Here is a 19,962-nt window from a genome sequence, read left to right as displayed (position 1 = left end):
GTGCGCGGGCGAAACTACTGGTTACCCGAAGGTATTTGTCCCAACCCAGTGACGTGTGTCGTGATGATTGCCTTACCGAGCGCCCCCTGTGTTGGTGACACCGGCTCACGACACCGGATGCGGCACAGTCCGATGGGCAGGTCGAACAGCGCGAGATACGACGCACCGGACGACCGAAGCGGACGGAGGATGCTGTAATGCGTGCGATAGCCGTCCATCGCGGCGAGGAATCCCCTCGGGTCATCGACGTTCCGACACCCGAACCAGCGGACGGGGAGGTTCTGGTCAAGACGCTTAGAGTTGGCGTCGACGGCACCGACCACGAGGTTATCAAGGGAACTCACGGTGGTTTCCCACCGGGTGACGACTACCAGATACTCGGCCACGAAGCCATCGGTGTCGTCGTCGACCCGACGACGACGGGCTTCGAGGAAGGTGATATCGTCATTCCGACCGTTCGACGGCCGCCGGACGGGACGAACGAGTACTTCGAGCGCGGCGAACCGGACATGGCTCCCGACGGGAAGTACCTCGAACGTGGTATCGTGGACGCTCACGGCTATATGTCTGAGTACTTCACGAGCGCGGCCGAGTTCCTCGTGGAGATTCCGGAGTCGCTCGCTCCCCACGGCTTCCTCGTCGAACCGATGAGCAACGCCGAAAAGGCGATTCAACACGCGTTCGCGACGCGGGCGGCGTTTTCGTGGGAACCGGAGTCGGCGCTCGTCCTCGGGAACGGCCCGCTCGGACTGTTGACGCTGGCGCGACTCGCCCGCGACGTAGACGACCTCTACTGTCTGGGGCGGCGAGACCGACCGGACCCGAGCATCGACATCATCGAAAAACTCGGAGCGACCTACGTTGATTCGCGGGAGACACCGGTACCAGAGATTCCAACCGAATACGGACACGTCGACATCGCCATCGAGGCCACCGGGTACGCGAAACACGCGTTCGAGGTTCTCGATGCGCTCGCACCGAACGGCGTGGGAGCACTCCTTGGCGTTCCGAGCGACTGGGAGTTCGAAATCGACGGTGGGCGACTCCATCGCGAGATGGTGCTGCAAAACAAGGCGCTCGTCGGGAGCGTCAACTCTCACATCCCGCACTTCGAGATGGCTATCGATACCGTATCGTCGCTTCCGGACTGGTTCATCGACGACGTGGTTACCGAAGTTGTTCCGGCAGCGGACCCGTCGGCCGCCTTCGAGCGAAACAAAGAACAGATCAAGACAGCCGTCGAGTTCGTCCCCCCGTCGGAACGGTAACCGCAAGCGACCGCAGACTCAGAGCAACTCTTTGGTCCGTCGAACCGTTCCGAGCACCATCCCGGGAATGTTTTCTTCGAGTCGTTTGCTACTCAAGCGGTCGGCATGGCCGACGACGTACACGGCGGCTACCTCGTTGTCGTGTTCGAAAGCGACCGCAACCCCGTTTTGGTCAGGGTGTTGCTCTCCTCGCTCGATGGCGATGCCGCGCTCGCGGACGTTCGTCAACTCATCTGCGAGCACGCCCGGGTCTGTAATGGTGTTGTCCGTGCGCGCGGGGAGACCGACAGCGTCGACAACGTGGTCGACCTGCTCGTCCGTGAGGTGCGCGAGTATCGCTTTCCCCGGCGCGGTACAGTGGAGGTGTTGGTCGATTTCGACCGTCTCCGAACGGTCGCTGGTCGATTGGTAGAGATTGACGCCGTAGGAACCCTGTTTGACGAGAAGTCCCGTCGTTTCGTTTGTCGTCTCGGCGAGTTGGTCGATGAGTTCGTTCGAGGCGCGGTACAACGGAGAGCGCCCCCGAATACGCGTTCCGAACAACACGAACCGATACGACAGCGCATATTCCACGCCGACTTTTCTGACGTATCCGAGTTCGCGTAGCGTTGCGAGATGCTTGTAGGTCGTGCTCCGCGTGAATCCGAGTTCCTCAGCGAGGTCCGAGACGCGGACCGGCCCGTCACGGTCCGCCATCTCCTCGATGAGGGCGAACGTTTTTTTCGGCGCGGAGAGCGTCGGTACCTGGCTCCGGTCTGTCATATCACGAGGTCGGAGAAGAGCGGTTTAACGGTTTCGTGGCGGACCGGCGAGAAAACAGCAGGACGACTACCAGTCAGTGATACTCCCGTCTTCGTTCCGCCACGTCGGGTTGTGCCACTCGACGTGAGCGCCCGAGCGTGCTTCGACGGTTTCCTCGTCGATTGAGATACCGAGCCCCGGCTCATCGAGCGTGTCGAGGTAGCCATCTTTGAAGCTGAAGACGCTCGTGTCTTCGAGGTAGTCGTATGCGGGGCCGCGGTCGGGTGAGTGAATGTCGAACCCGTTGTCTTGGACGACGAGGTTCGGAATGTGCGTATCGACCTGTAGCGAGGCCGCGAGTGCAATCGGGCCGAGCGGACAGTTCGGAGCGATTCCGACATCGTACGCTTCTGCCATGGTTGCGAGTTTGACCATCTCGGAGATACCGCCTGCGTGGGAGACGACTGGCTGAATCAGGTCGATAGCGCCTCCGCCAAAGAGCTGTTTGAAGTCCCACCGCGAGTAGAGTCGTTCGCCTGTCGCGATTGGGATTTGCGACTGGGTGGCGATTTCCGGGAGATATTCGACGTTCTCCGGAAGTACTGGTTCTTCGACGAACATGAGGTCCAGGTCGGAGAGCCGATTAGTGAGCATCTTCGCCATCGACTTCGAGACACGGCCGCGGAAGTCGACGCCGATGTCGACCGTGTTGTCGACCGCCTCTCTGACCTTCCGAATTCGGTCGACGACCTGCTCTATCGAGGCGGCCGTTTCGATGTGCCGCGTCTGGTTCGTCGCGTCCATCTTGAGTGCGGTGTAGCCGGTGTCGACGAGCCGATGGGCCTCCTCGATGACATCGTCAGGACGGTCACCACCGACCCACTGATACACTCTGATTTTGTCTCGGCTCTTGCCACCGAGGAGTTCGTAGACGGGAGCGTCGTAGTGCTTTCCTTTGATGTCCCACAGCGCCTGATTGATGCCCGCGATTGCGCTCATAAGAATCGGCCCGCCACGGTAGAACCCGCTTCGATACAGCGCTTGCCAGTGGTCTTCGATTCGAAGCGGGTCCTTGCCGACGAGGTAGCCGTCAAGCATCTCCGAGACAGCCGTCTTCACCGTTTTTGCTCGCCCTTCGACGATTGGCTCTCCCCATCCAACGAGCCCCTCATCGGTCTCTATCTTGAGGAATAACCAGCGCGGAGGGAGTTCGTAGAGGTCGTACCCGGTGATTTTCATAGCGCGGTATTTCGACCAGGGTGTAATAACTTGTCGTGGTGGCGGCGCAGTTGGCCGATTATCCGTCACGTGGTGTGTCGTCAACTCATGTAACACGGCCACACATAACAATGAATTATAAATAGTGTCATTTCTATAGTGGTATTGTCTCATGGAAGACGCTAGTACGCGCAATCTGTCGCGGAGACAGCTTCTCGCAGGTGCCGGAGCGGCAACGGCAACTGGCCTGACGGGTTGTCTCGGGCAGTTTGGCAACAAGACGAAACAGAGTAGTAACGACGTAACCCTCCAAGCCCGGCACTTCGCAACTCCCGGCGTCGAGAAGTTCTACGAGAAACACGCCGCGAAGTTCGAAGAAGAAACGGGCATCGCCGTCGAAGTCGAGACGATGGGCTGGGGCAACGCGAAGCAAAAACAACTCAACAGCATCACCAGCCGCGACGGTCCGGATATCGAAGAAATCGCATCGACGTGGATGCCACAACAAGTGCAGTCGGACGCATGGATGGACCTTGGTGAACTCGGGATCAGCCTCGACGGCGTCTACGACCAGCCGACGAACGTCGCAAACTACGATGGCATTACCACCGGCTTCCCGTGGTTCTGGGGTCCTCGCGGACACTTGGTCCATCAGGGCATGCTCGACGAAGCCGGAATCAGTGACCAACCGACGTCGTGGGACCAACTCGTCGAACAGAGCAAGCAGTTCAAAGAGACGTTCCCCGAAAAGCATCTGTTCGGGCTGCCGGGGGCGAACAACTGGGCAGTTACCCAGTTTTACGCCATGTTCGTCTGGCAGGCCGGCGGGAGCCTCCTCTCCGACGACAAATCGGAAGCGGTGTTCAACAGCGAAAGCGCCGTCAAAGCACTCAACTTCTACAAAGACCTCGCGACGGAATATGAGGTCGCCCCGAAGGCGTCCGCCGAGTGGGACGGTCCCGCCCGCGACAGTGCCTTCATCAACAAGCGCATCGCGGGAACGTGGAGTGCACTCAACACAGTCGATAAGGTCGTCTCCGAAGGGGACGCAACCCGCGACTCGATGGCAGTGTACAAACCGCCAGCGGGTCCGAACGGGCAGTCCGCAACGTTCTACGGGGTCAACCTCGTCGGTATCCACCCGTGGACGGACTATCCGGACGAAGCCGCCAAGTGGCTCAAGTACCTGATGAGACCCGCCGTCAACGCCGACGTCGCCTCGATGACCGGCTTCCTGCCGACGATAAAAAGCGGCTTCGACCAAGAGCAGTTCTCCGGACCGCTGTACCAGAAGTTCTCCGACGAGGTGCTTCCGGGTGCGAAGACGTTCCCACAGGTCATCGGCTGGGGCGAAGTCGAAGGAACGATCAAGAACGCCGTGACCGATATCCTCACGAAAGGTGTCAGCGGCGACTGGAGCGAAGGCGACACGAAAGCCGCACTCGACAAGGCGGTACAGCAGGCAAACAACGTCCTGAGCGAAAACTAACGCGGTAGCGACGAGACGACGCGAGACAACGCAACACGCGACGAGACGATAGCGTCCCCGATGAATGGGTCTCGACTGACAGTGTCAGGATACCCAATTACCCTCCAGAATTTGAGAACATATATATGAACCAATTGAGAAGTGATGACACATGTTAGAGCGTGCCAGAAGTGGTATCACCAGAGCCGTCCCGAACTGGGTACAGGCTCGACTACCCAGACTCAGCGACGATACACGATTCGCCTACAAACTCCTCTTGCCGGCGTTTGTGATGATGGGACTCATCCATTTCCTGCCCATCATCTGGGGGTTCTACATCAGTTTCGTCCAACTCGATGCGGCCTACGTGTCGAACTGGTGGAATGCGCCAATCGTCGGCTTCGAAAACTACGCCAAGGTATTCAACCCGAACACTATCGTCGGTGCTGAGTTCTGGACCTCACTCCGACAGACGCTCATCTTCACGGTCGGGTCCGTCATGGGCATCTACACGCTCGGGTTGGCGACGGCCCTGCTTTTGAACAGAGACTTCAGAGGGAAACTCGCCGCTCGGACGCTCGTGTTGGTGCCGTGGATTGCGCCCGCGGTCGTGACCGTTCTGACCTGGCAGATGATGTTCCGCACCGACACGGGGATGATTAACCACATTCTTCGGTCGGTCGGGCTCATCGACGGGTCGTTCTTCTGGCTCATCGGCCCGCGGTCGATACTCGCGATTACCGCCGTGTGGACGTGGCAGAACTTCCCGTGGGCGGCGATTATGCTCTATGCGGGCTTGCAGTCGATTCCAGAGCACCTCTACGAGGCCGCAGAGACCGACGGCGCGGGTCGATGGGGGAAATTCCGGTACATCACGATGCCACAGCTAAAGCCCGTTTCAGTCGTCATCGTCCTCTTGATGGTCGTCTGGACGCTCATCAACTTCACCGTCCCGTACGTGCTTCTCGGGTCGAGTCCGAGCGACTCCGGAAAGGTGCTCATGTTGTTCATCTACAACTACGCGTTCACCAACTGGTCGTTCGGTCTCGGCGCTGCGATGAGTGCGATTCTGTTCATCGTCGCAATGATACTCGCGTACATCTACTACAGTCGTGTCATCGACGGCGAATTCGAGGGAGGTGCTATCTGAGATGTTGAGCGCACTCCAAACTGAAGACGAAGACGGCCGCATCCCGGAGTCGTGGCGTTTGACGACCGACGGGCGTGAACTCCTCTTCGATGCCTTCGCGCGGTTCGCGCTCGGGTTGGTACTTCTGTTCGCGCTGTTTCCCATCTGGATGATGGTGATGAACAGCTTCAAATCCCGAAGTCAGGTGATGACGGAGAATCCGACGCTCATCCCCACGGAGTTCCACGTTTCGAACTACTTCGAGATGTGGCAGCGCTTCCCGCTTTTCGAGTACTTCCTGAACAGCCTCATTATCGCCAGCGTGACGACGGTCGTCACCATCCTCATCGCCAGTCTGGCTGCCTACGCGTTCTCGCGGTACGAGTTCCCCGGGAAGGCGAAGCTCGAACTGTCGATTCTCGGGACGCAGATGATTCCCGGCGTGCTCATCCTGCTGCCGATGTACCTGCTTTTCATCAACATCCAGATGCAGGTCGGCCTCCCGATGAAAGACACGTATCACGGACTCATCTTCCTCTATTCGACGTTCACCATCCCCTTTGCAATCTGGATGCTCCGCGGATACTTCGATACGATTCCGAAGGCGCTGGGCGAGGCTGCACGAATCGACGGCTGTACGCGACTCGAAGCACTCTTCCGTGTCGTGATGCCGCTTGCAGCACCCGGCATCGCCGCGACGTCGATGTTCGTGTTCCTCCTCGCGTTCAACGAGGTGCTTTTCGCGTCCGTCCTCGGCTCTGACAGCGTCACACCGTTCGCGATTGGCATTCAGGAGTTCCAGACGCAGACCCAGACCTACTGGGGACAGATGATGGCGGCGTCGACGGTCGCGACGATTCCGCTGTTGTTCCTGTTCGTCCTGTTCCAGAAGCCAATCGTCTCGGGACTCACCTCGGGAAGCGTAAAGCACTAACAGCACCCCCAAGGCGATTTTTTTGCTCGGGCTGTAGCACTAAGCCGTGCGTCAGACAGTAGCACTAAGACCATCCCCCACGACTGTCCGGTCGAAATGGCAGACAACGTGTTGACAGCGGAGCGCCCCGTCCATGCGGTGCCGCTCGAAGAAAAGGTCGGACAGTTGTTTGTGGCCGGTTTCGACGGGGTCGAACCGACCGACGACATCGAACAGTTAGTGTCGTCGCACCATCTCGGTGGCATCATCTACTTCAGTCGGAACATCGAGTCACCGTCGCAGGTCGCGTCGCTCTCGGAACGACTCCAGACCATCGCGCGCGAAGCGGGCGAGCCACCACTCCTCATTGCGACAGACCAGGAAGGCGGCGTCGTCTCCCGGTTCGACTGGGGTGCACAACTGCCCAGTCAGATGGCACTCGGGGCGACTCAGGACCCAACGAGACTCCGGTCAGCAGGCGAAACAGTCGGCGAAGAACTCGCCTCGCTCGGCATTTCGATGAACTTCGCGCCGGTTCTGGACGTTAACAACAACCCCGAAAACCCGGTTATCGGCGTACGGTCGTTCGGGGACGACCCGGAAGCCGTCGGCGAGTTAGGGTCGGCGCTCGCGTCGGGGTTCCAGTCCGCTGGAGTCATCGCCTGCGGGAAGCACTTCCCCGGACACGGCGATACCGAGACCGATTCGCATCGGTCGCTGCCAGTCATTCCACACGACAAAGACCGACTGGAGGCCGTCGAGTTCGTCCCGTTCCGCCGCGCCATCGACGACGGTATCGACGCGCTCATGACGACTCACATCGCTTTCCCGGCGATTACGGGAGACGACACGCTCCCGGCCACACTTTCGAAGGAAGTCCTCACCGGCCTCCTTCGCGAGGAGTTCGAATTCGACGGACTGCTCGTCTCCGACTGTCTGGAGATGAACGCTATCGCTGAGACAGTCGGAACGGCCGAAGGAGCGGTGCAAGCGATTGCAGCAGGTTGTGACGTGGTACTCGTATCGCACTCGCCCGAGCGCCAGCGAGAGGCTATCGAACGGGTCATCGACGCCGTCGAGTCCGGTGAGATTCCCGAGGCGCGCGTCGACAGCGCGTTCGAGCGGGTGAGAGAATACAAGCACCGACAGTTTACCGAAGAGCGTGAGAAGCCGCAAACGTGGACGGAGACAGTCGAGCAATCGCGCGAGGTCGCACGACAACTCGCACGAGAGGGAGCGACCGTCGTCCGCGACCGCGACGACACACTCCCGTTCGACACGTCAGCACCCATCCACCTCGTCGGCTTTACCGGTGACGCCCAGTCGGATGCGGAAGACGACCGATACGACCCGAACGACTTCCGCACGTCGCTTGCTCGAAACGAGACGAAGGTGTATCACCACGAGGTCACAGACACCCACGGATACGAACATCCATTCGACGGGGGCGAACAAGTCGTCGTCGCAACGTACCACGCACGGTCGAATCCCGGACAGGCACGGGTCGTCCGCGAGATAGCGGATGCAGCGACCAGACTCGCAGTCGTCTCGGTCCGTGACCCCTACGACCTCGCCGCAGTACCAGACGCTTCGACGTACGTTACGGGCTACGGCTACTCACCGGCAATGCTGGATGCACTCGCGGACGTGGTTGTCGGGAAAGCAGGCGGAGACGGGACGCTACCGGTGACGATTCCGGGTGTGGAATGATGTTTCAAGAGGGGTATCCGGGCCTCAGTGTAGAATGACGGGTCTAACGTCGAATGACGAGTTCCGCGGAGAAAACTGACGAATAAGGGTGGGTCGGTTACGCTTCGGCGACGACTTCGATTTCGACTTTGATGTCGACCGGGAGCTTTACGACTTCGACCGCGCTGCGGGCAGGATATGGAGATGACAGCAGTTCGCCGTACACCTCGTTTACCTCATCGTAGTACCGCATGTCGTTGACGAAGACGGTCGCTTTCACGACATCGTCGAGGGAGGCACCGCCAGCACGGAGGACTGCCTCGACGTTTGCGAGAGTCTGTCTCGTCTGTTCGCGTACATCTTGGCTGACAACGTCGCCGGTTTCGGGGTCGATTGGTCCCTGTCCGGAGACGTAGATGGTGCCGTCGGTTTCGATGCCTTGAGAAAACGGGCCGATACTTGCGGGTGCGTCGTCGGTGGTGAGTTCGCGCATTGTAGAGCGTAGTTTGAGTAGTTGAAAGTGATTGTCGGGTCGATACTCAGTCCATCAGGAAGTCTCGGGCCTGTTCGTGAAGCGGTGCGAAACCTTCGGCGGCCTCACAGCCGACGCGTTTCCCGAGGGTCATCCCTTCAGCACGGAGGCTATCGACGAGGTTGTCGAACTCCGCGTCGATACCGCCGTGGTCGATGAGGAAGTCAATTTGCGAGACGTGCTGTTCGAGCGCCCCGATTTTCGTGTCGAGGTAGCCGGAGATGTCGACGAACGTCTCGGCTTCGAACGACGACGTGGGCTTCCCGAAGAAGTAGATGTTGTCGGGGTCGCACGGTTCGAAATCGGTCTCGACGAGCGGGAGTGACGCCATATAGTACGCATCGGTTACGAGGCGGGCGGTCGCCTGATGGTCCGGGTGCATGTCGTCCTTGAAGTGCGTGAGGACGACGTCGGGGTCGTACTTCCGGAGGGTGTCTACGAGGGCGAGGCGGTTTTCGAGCGAGTACTCGACACGGCCGTCTTTGAAGCCGAGGAACTCGACTTCGTCAACGCCGAGAACGTCGCCCGCGGCGCGGGATTCCTCAGTTCTGACCGTCGCAACGTCTTCTTCAGTGTCGCTTCCGAGACCGCCGTACTCCCCGCGAGTCATGTGCGCGACCGTGACGTGGTCACCACGTTCGGCGTGCTTTGCGAGCGTTCCGCCACAGAAGATTGCAGCGTCGTCTGGATGTGCGACTATTGCTAACAATTTCATCGCGGTTGTCAGTTTGACTAACTGACTAAAATAAGTTTACTTTCGGTTGTCAGTTCTCGACGTTTGCGACGATGCGGTCGGCGACGTAGTCGGCCTCGTCGTCGGTGATACACATCGGGTTCGCAACGACTTCGCCCTCGTCGATTCTGTCGCCACCGAGGTACACGCGAGGGTTCTCGGCGCGAAGTCGGCGGACGAGTTCGATAGCGGTGGTTTCGGACGACTCGTCGACGTTGATGACGACTTCTGGGGCGACGCTGACGTCGCTGCCGCCGGTGACGTGCGTCTCCAATCCGGCATCTTCGATGGCGCAAGCGATGTTGTCGGCTCGGTTCTGCCATTCGCGCTGTGTCTCTGCTTGCTCTTCCTCCATGAACGCCTCGAGGGCGTAGATGAGACCGACCAGTTCCTCCTTGCCGACCTTCATCGAGCGACCGATTCCCTGTCGGGGAACGCCAGCGAAGTTATCGAGGTCGATGAGTCGCTTCGGTGGCGACCAAGCCGCTTCGGCGACGTGCATGTCGAGGTGTTGGAGAGCGATGGACTCGATATACTCCTGTTTGCCAGCGACGATTCCGGTCGTTTGTGGGCCGCGAATTCCTTTCCCACCACTGAACACGACGAGGTCGGCACCCTGCTCGATGAAACGGGAGAAGTTCGAGCGTGGCGGTAATTCGGCGGCCGCATCGACGATGACGGGGATGTCGTGGTCGTGAGCGATGTCGGCGACTACATCGAGCGGTGGCTCGGTGTACGACTTTTCCATATAGGCGATGGCGGCCGTCTCGTCGGTGATGTTCGCCTCGATTTCCCACGGTTCCACGTTCGTCGAACCGGTTCCAAGGTGAAGGTCGTTTGTCCCGATGTCGACGATAGTTGCACCCGCAGCGCGGAGGGCGTGGTCGTAGCCGGTTCGATGCGTCCGGGGCATCAGTATCTCGCTTGGCAGTCCCTCAGTGTCAGGGAGACGGTCCATCGCTGCGATATCGTGGCCTGCGATAGCCGCTGCGGCAGAGAGACATAGCCCAGCAGCCGCCCCACTGGTAACGTAGCCGGCTTCCGCGCCGGTGATTTCGGCGATGCGGTCCGAAGCGGCCGCCTGGAGGTCCCCAAGCTCAACGAAAGTCGAGGCGGCGTCATTCATCGCTTCGAGTGCCTCTGCTCTAATGAGGCTCCCACCGATTCGTGTCTTCGTCCCGGCCGCGTTGACCACTGTCGGGACGTCCAACTCTCCGTATATGGAGTCGGTATGACTCCGGTAACGTTGCTCTGTCATTGTGGCTCACTGGAAACGAACGAGTCGTTAGTGACTCCAGATACTTTCCTGTGTCACCAGCTTTGCATATAAACGTTCGCTTCGACTCAAAAGTGGGGTTTCGGAGGTCTCGCGTGGGTAGTGATGACAAAGCATTATATAGTTTGACTGTAAACGTTGGGAAGAAAGCATGTCACAGTTAGAGCTGCGTAACCTCCGGAAGGAATTCACCGGAGGGGGCGAGAGCGTCGTTGCGGTCGACGATGTCGATTTGACACTTAACGATGGTGAGTTTTTGGTTCTTGTCGGTCCCTCGGGATGCGGTAAGTCGACCACACTTCGAATGATAGCAGGATTGGAATCGGTCACAAGCGGGGATGTCATCGTCGACGGTGAGTCGATGACGGATTTGGAGCCACGCGAGCGCGATATCGCCATGGTGTTCCAAAATTACGCCCTGTACCCGCACATGACGACCCGAGAGAACATCGGGTTCGGACTGAAGATGACGACCGACCTCGACTCCGAAGAACGGAATCGGCAAGTCGAGGATGTCGCCGAGTCGCTGGGTATCGAAGAGCTACTCGACGATTATCCGAAAGAGCTGTCCGGCGGGCAACAACAACGCGTCGCGCTCGGCCGTGCAATCATTCGCGATCCCGAAGTGTTCCTGATGGACGAGCCGCTTTCGAACCTCGATGCCAAGCTTCGGACGCAAATGCGCACAGAACTCAAAGCGCTGCAAGACGACCTGAACGTCACGACCGTTTACGTCACTCACGACCAGACCGAGGCGATGACGATGGGCGACCGCATCGCAATTCTGAACCACGGAGAACTTCAGCAGGTCGGCACACCGCTTGAGTGCTACCACCAACCGGCCAATAAGTTCGTTGCTGGTTTCATCGGTGCTCCCTCGATGAACTTCATGGATGTCGCGTCCAAAAACGAGCGGCTCATCCACAAGATGTTCGACTACGAGATCTCCGAAGCAACCGCCCAAGCGATTGAGGGGTACGACCGTGTGACGTTAGGAATCCGGCCGGAAGACATCCGAATCGTGGATGGTTCAGATGTCCAAAACCCGATTCCCGCCGAAGTGCACCTCGTAGAACCACTGGGGGACGTGTCACACGTCGCACTGAACATCGGCAACAAGCGGTTTACGGCCGCCGTTCCAGGTGGTCAGAAGTTCGACCGCGGTGAGGAAGTAACACTACACTTCCCCGAAGATAGTCTCCATCTGTTCGATGCCACCTCCGGACAGACACTGAAAAATAGTTCGCGGTCGGCCGACGAAGAACCCGTCATTCACGCCTGAAAATAGCCAGAAACTCGACTGCACGCGACCACTGGACGTGGTGCGTAGACGAAGGATTGGATAGTCCGCGCGCTACCCATCGAGTCCGGAACTGACGAGTCGATAGTTCAAGAAAGCGGCAGAGAGGGTATCGTTTCGGGCTACAGGCAGGTCTAGGCGCATATAATACTGTATATAACACACAATATGATTAGTTGCCGGTGATACTAACTGCTGAAAAATAGAATGTTTAACATAGTTTGAACGAGTATCTTTTAAGATAATTCATCTACTCAGCCTAAGTCGAACACAGCTTCTTTTATGATAATTCAAACTATGAGGATTATTTAGATTATGTAAATTTCTGAAATGGTTATGCGCAGTATTTGTATAGTTGTGAATACACACAACTGTAGGAATCAGAGACCGTACCGTAATGCGACGAAATCCGCATCGTGGGCGAGGCGGGGGACACGCACTATTAGCACGTATTGGGGCCGAAAATCCCGATATTGCCACTCACATTCTATCAGTGTGAAAACAGCCAATTCCTTGGCTCAGCGCAGGTACTTGTAAAGGACGAACGAGAAGAGCAAGAAGAGCGGGATAAGAGAGACCGCCGCCTCGATAGGTACCAAGAGAAAGACAACTGCAGCAACCACGACGAATTCGAGGACGATTAGGGCGCTGAGGAGTTCGGCCGGCTCAGCCATGTTCGCCTCCCAGTTTATGGTCGGGATGCTTGTACCTACTGGAAGCATGAGGAGAGCAGATGTTCGCAGTTAACGTTCGAACCAGAACAACGGTCCTCTAGTATCCGCGCTCGATAGCCTCGGTGACAAACTGCCACTGGCGATTCGCGAGGACTTCACTCGAGTCGTATGACCGGGTCAACGAGAGAACCTCGTACGGGATACCAGCAGCCGTCAACTTGTCAGTATACGTCGATAACTGTTTTGTGAGGCAATCGCCTCGGCAAAGAACCAGCCATCTTGGAGAAGCAACGGGTATTGTGGGAGGATTCCAGAGGCGATGAGTGCCTCGGACGAGAGAACATCGGGCGTATTTTCAAAATAATCATTGTGTTTTAGATATTATAGAGATGGAAGATAATTCGAAGAAGAGACAAGACCAAACGCGAACCGACAACAGTGGGTACTCGGGTGGTTCGACCGAGACATCTGAAACAACAACCATCGAGTTCCGGCACGCGATGGACGACGACGGCGGCGTAATCGATTCCGTCGAGGGTGCAGGGAACTCTGTTCGAACCAACTGCAAGCGAGCGCGAATCCAATCCGTTTCACCCGCCAACCGACGGTTTCGCGGTAGGTGGTGTTCGTGTGACTCCGCAGAAAATGCAAGAGAGATGCTTCCAGTCGGCAAATCTGTTGCCAGCCGAGGGTGCTCATCACCACCGTGAGACTGGCAGCACAGCGCTTTTGCTCCAGAATGCGGCTCGTTACCGGAGCCGAGGGAAAAGCACAGTTTCCCTTCTCCGCTTCGCATCCACTTTTACAGTGACGCTATCCTGCTGCTGTCTTCGGATTCAACGGGGCACTCAACCCCAGGTCGTATTGACGCACTTCCGGTACGGATCAGCTGACGTGATCAGCTAACCTCAAGGGCTCTGATTCGCTGACGGGACGGCTGGACGACGCTGTCGAACTCGTTCGCTTCGTTCGACGGGGTGTCGCGATAGTAGATCGTGTCGTTGAAGATTCCAGTACCATCACTCGTACCATAATACGTGCTGGTCGTGCGGGTGCCGTTGCTGCTGTTCGGGTTCTTGGAGGTCTTTTCGGTGCCGTAGGAACTGCTGTTGTTCAACTTCTTTGAGACCTGACTGGTGCCATAAGAACCGTTTCCGATCTTTGTCTCCTTCCGGGGCTCTTTTGCTCCGTCACTTCCGTTTCGTTTCTGTTCGATCGCCTTTTCGACCGCTTCGTCGTATTCCTCGTGGGTAGAGTCGCCTGAACTACCGGTGTCGGATGTGCTGAAGAAGTCGCCTCCACCACCTCGCCCGACAGGATTGTTACTACTGCCAACGAAGAGATTACTGCGAGTCGTCGAACCACCGATGGCGAAATGACCGACCCGGAAGTCGGCGATGACGGAGTCTTCGAGTGTGGTATGACTCCACTCGGTCCAGACCGCCGAATGACCGTTATTGTAAGCCGTCAGCCCCTCGATACTGTGTTCAGGGGCCTCCGGGAAGGGGAACTGCTCGACACCGTCCGGGAACATCTGGACCAACACGCCGAATCCGCGGGCGAGGTTCTTGTATCGGAGTTCCGCGTCTGCCGAGTACGTGTGGGCTGTATTGTTCCGGAAGGTAATGTCGATATCAGCCTCGTCCACCTCGAAGCCACCCCGACCATCGTAGAAGAACCCGTTGGCGAGGTATCCACCTGCGGCGTGGTTGCCCTCAAGTACGTTGTTCGGGTTCGAAATCCAGAAGGCGGCCGGCCGGAAGTCGTTTTGTTCGTTCGAATCGCCGCTGGCACTCGCTCTGCCACCGAAGGGCCGGTCTCCCCTGCGAACGCGTCGGTTGAAAACCACTAAATTCTCCCGAAACACGTTGTTCTGTTCGGCTTCGAGACCTTCTTCGACGAGGAAACAGTGGCCGTTGATATCGTATCCAACGTTTCGTTCGTAGGTCACGTTACCAGTGCCGTGGCTGTTGTAGCCGCGTTGGTAACTATCGTGGACGCTGTTGTGTGCGATATACGAGTTCGGCTGTTCGTTGGCGTGATGGAAGTGTAGCGGGTATCGGGCCTTGTGACCTGTCTGACCGGCGTGGTAGATTTCCATCCCCTCGATTTGGACCCGTTTGGGGTCCTTAGCGAAGATGCCATGTGCACCGAAGCCGGTTTCGTATTCGAGGCTGGTGTCTCCTTTCGTCGGGTTGTTGTACGTTCCCTCACCGCCGGGGTTCGAAACCTCATTATCGCCCCGCATGACGACATTGCGAGTCAACAGCCCGACCTCGGCACGCATATCGACGGTTCGTCCCTTGGCCTCTTGAGTCTCTCCGAAGTGGTCGTGGTCCAGTCCCGAGTTGAGTTCCACGGTGTCTCCGTCGACTGATTCGACCGTGCGCCGCTCGGCTTCTGTGGGGTCTGTCCCACTCGGGGCGATTACGATTTCGTCTCCTGGTTCCCAGTTGACCGCCTCTTTGAGTTGGATACGCTGGTCACCTGCGTTGGCAGTGGCTCCGAGTTGCGTCCAGTCGGTCTTTTCGCGAGACGCACCGTGTATGTCGATGATGCCACCGTCAAAGGTGCCGAAAAGCTTCGTGCCGATGGCCATCCCACCACTACCTCTAATGCTCTCGTCCGTCTCCGTTCCAGTCAACGTAATAACTGCCTTACTCTGGAAAGGTTCGTCCTCGGTTCCGATGCGAATCATTCCATCGCCCTCGGCCAGGACGTAGTCGCTCGTGAGTTCTCTGTACGCTCCGTCTTTGAATTCCAGAACGCCTTGAACCGTGACACCGCCCAAATTCGGCGTGTTCTGGTCAAGGACCACGTGCTTGTCTGAACCAATTGTTACTTCGTCCCCGGCACTCGGGGTCGAACCACCCCACGTTTCCGGGTCTGACCACATTTCGGGCGTGGATACGTCTGACGACACTGCCCCGCTTTTGCCCATGACCGCACTCGTTGCGAGGGCAGCGGTCGTCCCCTTGAGGAAACGACGCCGATTGAACTGTCTTTTCGCTTTACTCGTTGTTTTCTGGTTGGTATTTCGTCTCACGGCCTTTATTTTCAAGGACTTTAAATTTAAAACTTATTTCAAAGTATTATGACGACTGAAAATGACACCTATGTGGAACTAACTGAAGAACCAATGATAGTTCGGAGTGCAAACATAACAGAACAGTGGTTCGGGGGGAGTACAATAACTCCGACTGAAGCGCTGTTGAGTACGGTAGCACCGATTGAGACTGTTGAAGTTCAGTTAGTTCGACACGCTAGCGAGTGAAACGCCACGAGGTCGAGTTGCAAGCAGAATCAACTGAGAATGGAATCATACTCAAGTATGACCTCCGGGTGGATTGCCCTCCTCCAGTTCGTTGCGTCACGATACCCGTCTTCGTCGGTGCGGTCGACTGCAGCACCCGTGCGACGGGTGGCAACACGAAAGACGAATTGGAAGAACTGAAACGACGAGTGAAAGAAACGGGTGGGCAGGCACTGTCTAGTTAACCTCCTGGGCTGGCGTTCGACCGTCGAGCGACTGATGCGGGCGTTGAAAATTATAGTAATGAACGAACACTGCAAGCCACCGGCGGACGCTCAGCCGACTGCCCACCCATGAATTGTGGAAACGGTCAACTCTCATTTTGAACGTCTGAAACCACTTCTCAATCAGGTTTCGGTCTGTATAGTCGACTCGGCCGTTCACCCCTAATCGAGAGAAGGCAGTCCGATAGCCGAAGGCATCAGCTAGAAAAACGGTCTCTGAACAGTCGTGTTTCTCACAAAGCCCGTGAGAAACGCAGCTGCCGGATCAGTTCCATGACGCTTGAACAACGCGACGTCAAGAATCACTTTTGTGTCGGGGTCTATTGCAGCGTACAACCAAGACCACTTGCCGTTGATTTTGACAGCGGCCTCGTCGACCGCGACCCGCCTCGGCGTCGCCTTCGGCGGGTCTGAAATGCTGTCAGACAGCCGATAAACCCACTGAAAACTGATTGAAACGAGCGTTCTACACCGAGTAACCGAAGAATCGCTTCTGTCTCTCTGAGTGAAAGACCGGCAGCATGGAGTCGGACGGCGAACGCCCTGACGGGCGTCCTCAGAACGCTTCGCGTTCTGATGGGCTGCACGAGAGCTTTGCTCTCGTGAACGTCGCCGTCCGCTCCCGCCGTCAACATTCAAGCGTAGCTGTGTCCAAACTCTCGCTGGGCAGGTCTTCAAGCAGCATAGGAAACTATAGTAGCGTTTGCAAGTCATTGCACACTCGCTCGACCGCTGTCGTGCGATCGGATGTGTCACCAGTTGCAAACGCTACTATAGCTCTTCGACCTGTTTATCCCTTAACTAGACGGTGCCATACCCCCCATGTTATCAAAGGAATTAAATTAACTAAGAATGATATATTAGTTGCCACTAAAGGCTAGCTATTGGTCGTCCCACGCGCGAACACCCGCAAAGATATATCTGGCGTGTAAAAACCCTCAGTCGCCTGAATTCAAGGATTGTTCTGAATTCTAGAATAATATACACCACTATATTGAACTATTGTGGGCACAAGTAAACATATTACTGATATGTTCAAAAGAATTAAATTTAGTGCCAATAACCGCCTGATGTCGAATGAACAAACGAAACACACGCCGCACGTTCATCAAAACCGTCGGTGTCGCAGGCGTTGCGGGACTGGCGGGTTGTTCACAAGGCGGACAGAACCAGACGCAAACCGACGACACTGCCGGTGCCTCGAACGGTGAGGATGGGTCTGCCGGGACGACGACCGGAGCGAGTCGGTCAGAAACGACGACTATCAAGTTCTGGCACGCGATGGGTGGCGACATCGGTAAGTTAATCGACTCGCTCGCGAGCGAGTTCGAACAGCAGGCCGACGGTATCAACGTCGAAGCAACCCAGAAGGGGAGCTATCGGGAAACGCTCAACGCGACGACCTCTGCGGTCCAAGCCGGTAACCCGCCAGCGATTTCGCAAATCTTCGAAATAGGGACGCAACTCGCTATCGACAGCGGCGTCTTCGCACCGGTCGAAGACATCATCCCCGAAGACAAGGTGAACTTCGACAACTATCTCGACTCGGTACTGAACTACTACCGCATCGACGGCAAACTTCACTCGATGCCGTTTAACTCCTCGAACGCCATCTTCTATTACAACAAAAACGCCTTCGAGGAGGCAGGTCTGGACCCCGAAACCCCGCCGACGACCTATCAGGGCGTGATGGACGCGTCGATGGAACTGACCGACGCCGGCGTCGTCGACAAGGGGGCGACGTGGCCCAACCACTCGTGGTTCGTCGAACAGTGGTTCGCCGAGCAGGACCAGCCACTCGTCAATAACAACAACGGCCGTGACGGTCGTGCGACCAAGGCGTACTTCGAAAGCGAGGCCTCGAAGAACATCTTCAACTGGTGGACCGACCTCTACGACAAGGGACAGTATCTCAACCCCGGTATCGAAGCGTGGTCGGAAGCGCAGCAAGCATTTTTGACCAAGAAGACGGGAATGCTCGGCTACTCGACATCGAGTATCGCACCGATGGCAGAAGGCGCGAAAAAGAACGGCTTCGAACTCGGCACGATGCGACTACCGACGCCGGGCGGAAAACGCCAAGGCGTCGTCATCGGCGGGGCGTCGCTGTGGGCGCCGAAGAGCATCTCAGACGAGAAGAAAGGCGCCGCCGGCGAATTCCTCGCGTGGCTCACCAAGCCGGAACAGCAGAAGCGCTGGCACACGAACACTGGCTACTTCCCCGTCCGGAAAGAGGCGATTTCGCAACTCGAAGACGAGGGCTTCTACGAGGAGAACCCCAACTTCCGAACTGCTATCGACCAACTCCGCGAGACGAAGGACTCGGCGGCAACCCGTGGTGCACTCATGGGAACGTTCACGAAGGTCCGCACTGCCGTCGAAGAAGGCTACGTGAGCATGATTCAGGACTCGAACAAGAGCGTTGACGACGGCCTCGACAGTATCGACTCGAAGGTCGAAGACGCGCTCGCGGGCTACAATAAGAAGGTGAACTGAGAAACAGAGAAGGCGAACTGAGAAGCGGTGTACCGCCACGAAACCACAACGTATCGAATGCAAACCACGCTATCACCACGTTCGTCATGAGCGATTTCACCAAACCATACACCTCAGCGACCCAAGCCGGCCTGCTGTTGATTCCGACGCTGGTCGTCCTCGTCGCCTTTCTGTACTACCCGGCCATCGAAACGTTCCGGCTGAGCTTCTTCCAGACGCTACTTCTAGGAACTAAACAGCAGTTCGTCGGCCTCGACAACTACGTTGCGCTCGCAACGTCCGCAGAGTATCAAAAGAGCATCTTCGTCACCTTCCTCTTTGCGGCGGCCGTCGTCATCGGCACTCTCGCCGTCTCGCTTTTCATTTCGTATCTCCTGTTCGAAGTGAAAGCGGGTGCGTCGGGCTATCTATTGGCGGCCATCTGGCCGTACGCGCTGCCGACCGCGGTTGCGGCGACGATTCTTCTGTTCATGCTGCATCCCACGCTGGGAATCATCACCCACTACCTCGAAGCAGTAACCGGGTTCACGTTTGACTGGTTTACGCGTGGGCCACTGGCGTTCATCGTCCTCGTCATCGTCGCGGTGTGGAAGCAACTCGGCTACAACATCATCTTCCTCGTCGCCGCGCTGAACAACATCCCCGAGACGCTCACCGAGTCGGCACAACTCGATGGCGTTGGGCGACTCACCATGTTGTATCGGGTGTACATCCCGCTTATCTCGCCGACGCTGACGTTCCTCGTCGTGATGAACACCATCTACGCGTTCTTCGGAACGTTCCCGCTCGTCGACCTCATGACGAGTGGTGGACCGAACAACGCGACGAACCTGCTCATCTTCAAGCTGTACCGCGATGCCTTCGAGTTCAACAGTCTCGGGCAGGCGTCCGCGGAATCGACGATTCTGTTCGTCATCGTTTCGCTTCTGATGTACATCCAACTCCGGTTTTCCGACCGGCACGCACACTACGGAGCCTAATCCATGGT

General features: G+C 57.3%; 16 protein-coding genes and 1 pseudogene. 8 read left to right on the top strand and 9 right to left on the bottom strand.

The window, feature by feature from the left end:
- Window positions 1-14: 14 nt before the first annotated feature.
- Window positions 15-218 (bottom strand): hypothetical protein, encoded by a 204-nt coding sequence (locus tag HFX_RS19805; RefSeq protein ID WP_137685702.1) that lies wholly within the window; start codon window positions 216-218, stop codon window positions 15-17.
- On the opposite strand from HFX_RS19805, the gene HFX_RS15615 reads away from it, so the two are divergent.
- Entirely contained in the window at window positions 198-1,268 is a 1,071-nt protein-coding gene (locus tag HFX_RS15615) for a glucose 1-dehydrogenase (RefSeq protein WP_004056410.1), read from the top strand. The genes HFX_RS19805 and HFX_RS15615 overlap by 21 nt on opposite strands.
- Window positions 1,269-1,286: 18 nt before the next feature.
- On the opposite strand, the gene HFX_RS15610 is transcribed toward HFX_RS15615, so the two are convergent.
- Window positions 1,287-2,030: an IclR family transcriptional regulator gene (locus HFX_RS15610; RefSeq protein ID WP_004056411.1), complete on the bottom strand. Its 744-nt coding sequence runs from the start codon at window positions 2,028-2,030 to the stop codon at window positions 1,287-1,289.
- Window positions 2,031-2,096: 66 nt separating this feature from the next.
- The gene (gene dgoD / locus HFX_RS15605) at window positions 2,097-3,248 is read right to left on the bottom strand and encodes a galactonate dehydratase (RefSeq protein WP_004056412.1); all 1,152 of its coding nucleotides are present in this window, start codon (window positions 3,246-3,248) and stop codon (window positions 2,097-2,099) included.
- Between the two features lie 151 nt (window positions 3,249-3,399).
- Between dgoD and HFX_RS15600 the strand changes: the two genes are divergently transcribed.
- The 4 genes from HFX_RS15600 to nagZ all read left to right on the top strand — a co-directional run bounded on the left by HFX_RS15600 (window position 3,400) and on the right by nagZ (window position 8,447).
- On the top strand, window positions 3,400-4,716 hold the full coding sequence (locus HFX_RS15600; RefSeq protein ID WP_004056413.1) for an extracellular solute-binding protein: 1,317 nt from the start codon (window positions 3,400-3,402) through the stop codon (window positions 4,714-4,716).
- Between the two features lie 151 nt (window positions 4,717-4,867).
- Window positions 4,868-5,845: a carbohydrate ABC transporter permease gene (locus HFX_RS15595; protein WP_014732645.1), complete on the top strand. Its 978-nt coding sequence runs from the start codon at window positions 4,868-4,870 to the stop codon at window positions 5,843-5,845.
- A 1-nt stretch (window position 5,846) separates the two neighbouring features.
- Window positions 5,847-6,758 carry a carbohydrate ABC transporter permease gene (locus HFX_RS15590; protein ID WP_004056415.1) on the top strand — a complete coding sequence of 304 codons (912 nt, stop codon included), beginning with the start codon at window positions 5,847-5,849 and terminating at the stop codon, window positions 6,756-6,758.
- Window positions 6,759-6,854: 96 nt separating this feature from the next.
- A complete protein-coding gene (gene nagZ, locus HFX_RS15585) occupies window positions 6,855-8,447 on the top strand; it encodes a beta-N-acetylhexosaminidase (protein WP_004056416.1) in 1,593 nt (530 codons plus the stop codon).
- Window positions 8,448-8,544: 97 nt separating this feature from the next.
- Here the strand turns inward: nagZ and HFX_RS15580 are convergent, their stop codons facing one another.
- From HFX_RS15580 to HFX_RS15570, 3 genes are read right to left on the bottom strand one after another with little or no spacing between them, the layout of a single operon-like run.
- The gene (locus HFX_RS15580; protein WP_004056417.1) at window positions 8,545-8,919 is read right to left on the bottom strand and encodes a Rid family detoxifying hydrolase; all 375 of its coding nucleotides are present in this window, start codon (window positions 8,917-8,919) and stop codon (window positions 8,545-8,547) included.
- A gap of 46 nt (window positions 8,920-8,965) precedes the next feature.
- The gene (locus HFX_RS15575) at window positions 8,966-9,673 is read right to left on the bottom strand and encodes a PIG-L deacetylase family protein (protein WP_004056418.1); all 708 of its coding nucleotides are present in this window, start codon (window positions 9,671-9,673) and stop codon (window positions 8,966-8,968) included.
- Between the two features lie 49 nt (window positions 9,674-9,722).
- Window positions 9,723-10,949 carry an aminotransferase class V-fold PLP-dependent enzyme gene (locus HFX_RS15570; RefSeq protein ID WP_014732644.1) on the bottom strand — a complete coding sequence of 409 codons (1,227 nt, stop codon included), beginning with the start codon at window positions 10,947-10,949 and terminating at the stop codon, window positions 9,723-9,725.
- Between the two features lie 169 nt (window positions 10,950-11,118).
- On the opposite strand from HFX_RS15570, the gene HFX_RS15565 reads away from it, so the two are divergent.
- Window positions 11,119-12,249 (top strand): ABC transporter ATP-binding protein, encoded by a 1,131-nt coding sequence (locus HFX_RS15565; RefSeq protein ID WP_004056420.1) that lies wholly within the window; start codon window positions 11,119-11,121, stop codon window positions 12,247-12,249.
- A 536-nt stretch (window positions 12,250-12,785) separates the two neighbouring features.
- On the opposite strand, the gene HFX_RS20145 is transcribed toward HFX_RS15565, so the two are convergent.
- From HFX_RS20145 to HFX_RS19310, 3 genes and pseudogenes are all read right to left on the bottom strand, one after another.
- The gene (locus HFX_RS20145; RefSeq protein ID WP_004056421.1) at window positions 12,786-12,941 is read right to left on the bottom strand and encodes a hypothetical protein; all 156 of its coding nucleotides are present in this window, start codon (window positions 12,939-12,941) and stop codon (window positions 12,786-12,788) included.
- An 898-nt stretch (window positions 12,942-13,839) separates the two neighbouring features.
- Complete coding sequence (locus tag HFX_RS15555) at window positions 13,840-15,759, bottom strand: G8 domain-containing protein (RefSeq protein ID WP_231512951.1); 1,920 nt, start codon at window positions 15,757-15,759, stop codon at window positions 13,840-13,842.
- A 672-nt stretch (window positions 15,760-16,431) separates the two neighbouring features.
- Window positions 16,432-17,163 (bottom strand): annotated as a pseudogene (locus HFX_RS19310) (IS6 family transposase).
- 392 nt (window positions 17,164-17,555) lie between these two features.
- On the opposite strand from HFX_RS19310, the gene HFX_RS15550 reads away from it, so the two are divergent.
- Entirely contained in the window at window positions 17,556-18,974 is a 1,419-nt protein-coding gene (locus HFX_RS15550; protein ID WP_004056426.1) for an ABC transporter substrate-binding protein, read from the top strand.
- Between the two features lie 86 nt (window positions 18,975-19,060).
- A complete protein-coding gene (locus tag HFX_RS15545; RefSeq protein ID WP_004056427.1) occupies window positions 19,061-19,954 on the top strand; it encodes a carbohydrate ABC transporter permease in 894 nt (297 codons plus the stop codon).
- Window positions 19,955-19,962: the final 8 nt, after the last annotated feature.

This window comes from Haloferax mediterranei ATCC 33500, from assembly GCF_000306765.2.
Lineage (GTDB): Archaea > Halobacteriota > Halobacteria > Halobacteriales > Haloferacaceae > Haloferax > Haloferax mediterranei.
Note: the sequence above shows the minus strand (reverse complement) of the source record. Positions and strands in the feature narration are given on the sequence as shown.

Coding starts and splice junctions, on each gene's coding strand:
- HFX_RS15615 (WP_004056410.1), top strand. CDS start 198: ATGCGTGCGATAGCCGTCCATCGCGGCGAGGAATCCCCTCGGGTCATC.
- HFX_RS19805 (WP_137685702.1), bottom strand. CDS start 218: ATGGACGGCTATCGCACGCATTACAGCATCCTCCGTCCGCTTCGGTCG.
- HFX_RS15610 (WP_004056411.1), bottom strand. CDS start 2,030: ATGACAGACCGGAGCCAGGTACCGACGCTCTCCGCGCCGAAAAAAACG.
- dgoD (WP_004056412.1), bottom strand. CDS start 3,248: ATGAAAATCACCGGGTACGACCTCTACGAACTCCCTCCGCGCTGGTTA.
- HFX_RS15600 (WP_004056413.1), top strand. CDS start 3,400: ATGGAAGACGCTAGTACGCGCAATCTGTCGCGGAGACAGCTTCTCGCA.
- HFX_RS15595 (WP_014732645.1), top strand. CDS start 4,868: ATGTTAGAGCGTGCCAGAAGTGGTATCACCAGAGCCGTCCCGAACTGG.
- HFX_RS15590 (WP_004056415.1), top strand. CDS start 5,847: ATGTTGAGCGCACTCCAAACTGAAGACGAAGACGGCCGCATCCCGGAG.
- nagZ (WP_004056416.1), top strand. CDS start 6,855: ATGGCAGACAACGTGTTGACAGCGGAGCGCCCCGTCCATGCGGTGCCG.
- HFX_RS15580 (WP_004056417.1), bottom strand. CDS start 8,919: ATGCGCGAACTCACCACCGACGACGCACCCGCAAGTATCGGCCCGTTT.
- HFX_RS15575 (WP_004056418.1), bottom strand. CDS start 9,673: ATGAAATTGTTAGCAATAGTCGCACATCCAGACGACGCTGCAATCTTC.
- HFX_RS15570 (WP_014732644.1), bottom strand. CDS start 10,949: ATGACAGAGCAACGTTACCGGAGTCATACCGACTCCATATACGGAGAG.
- HFX_RS15565 (WP_004056420.1), top strand. CDS start 11,119: ATGTCACAGTTAGAGCTGCGTAACCTCCGGAAGGAATTCACCGGAGGG.
- HFX_RS20145 (WP_004056421.1), bottom strand. CDS start 12,941: ATGGCTGAGCCGGCCGAACTCCTCAGCGCCCTAATCGTCCTCGAATTC.
- HFX_RS15550 (WP_004056426.1), top strand. CDS start 17,556: ATGAACAAACGAAACACACGCCGCACGTTCATCAAAACCGTCGGTGTC.
- HFX_RS15545 (WP_004056427.1), top strand. CDS start 19,061: ATGAGCGATTTCACCAAACCATACACCTCAGCGACCCAAGCCGGCCTG.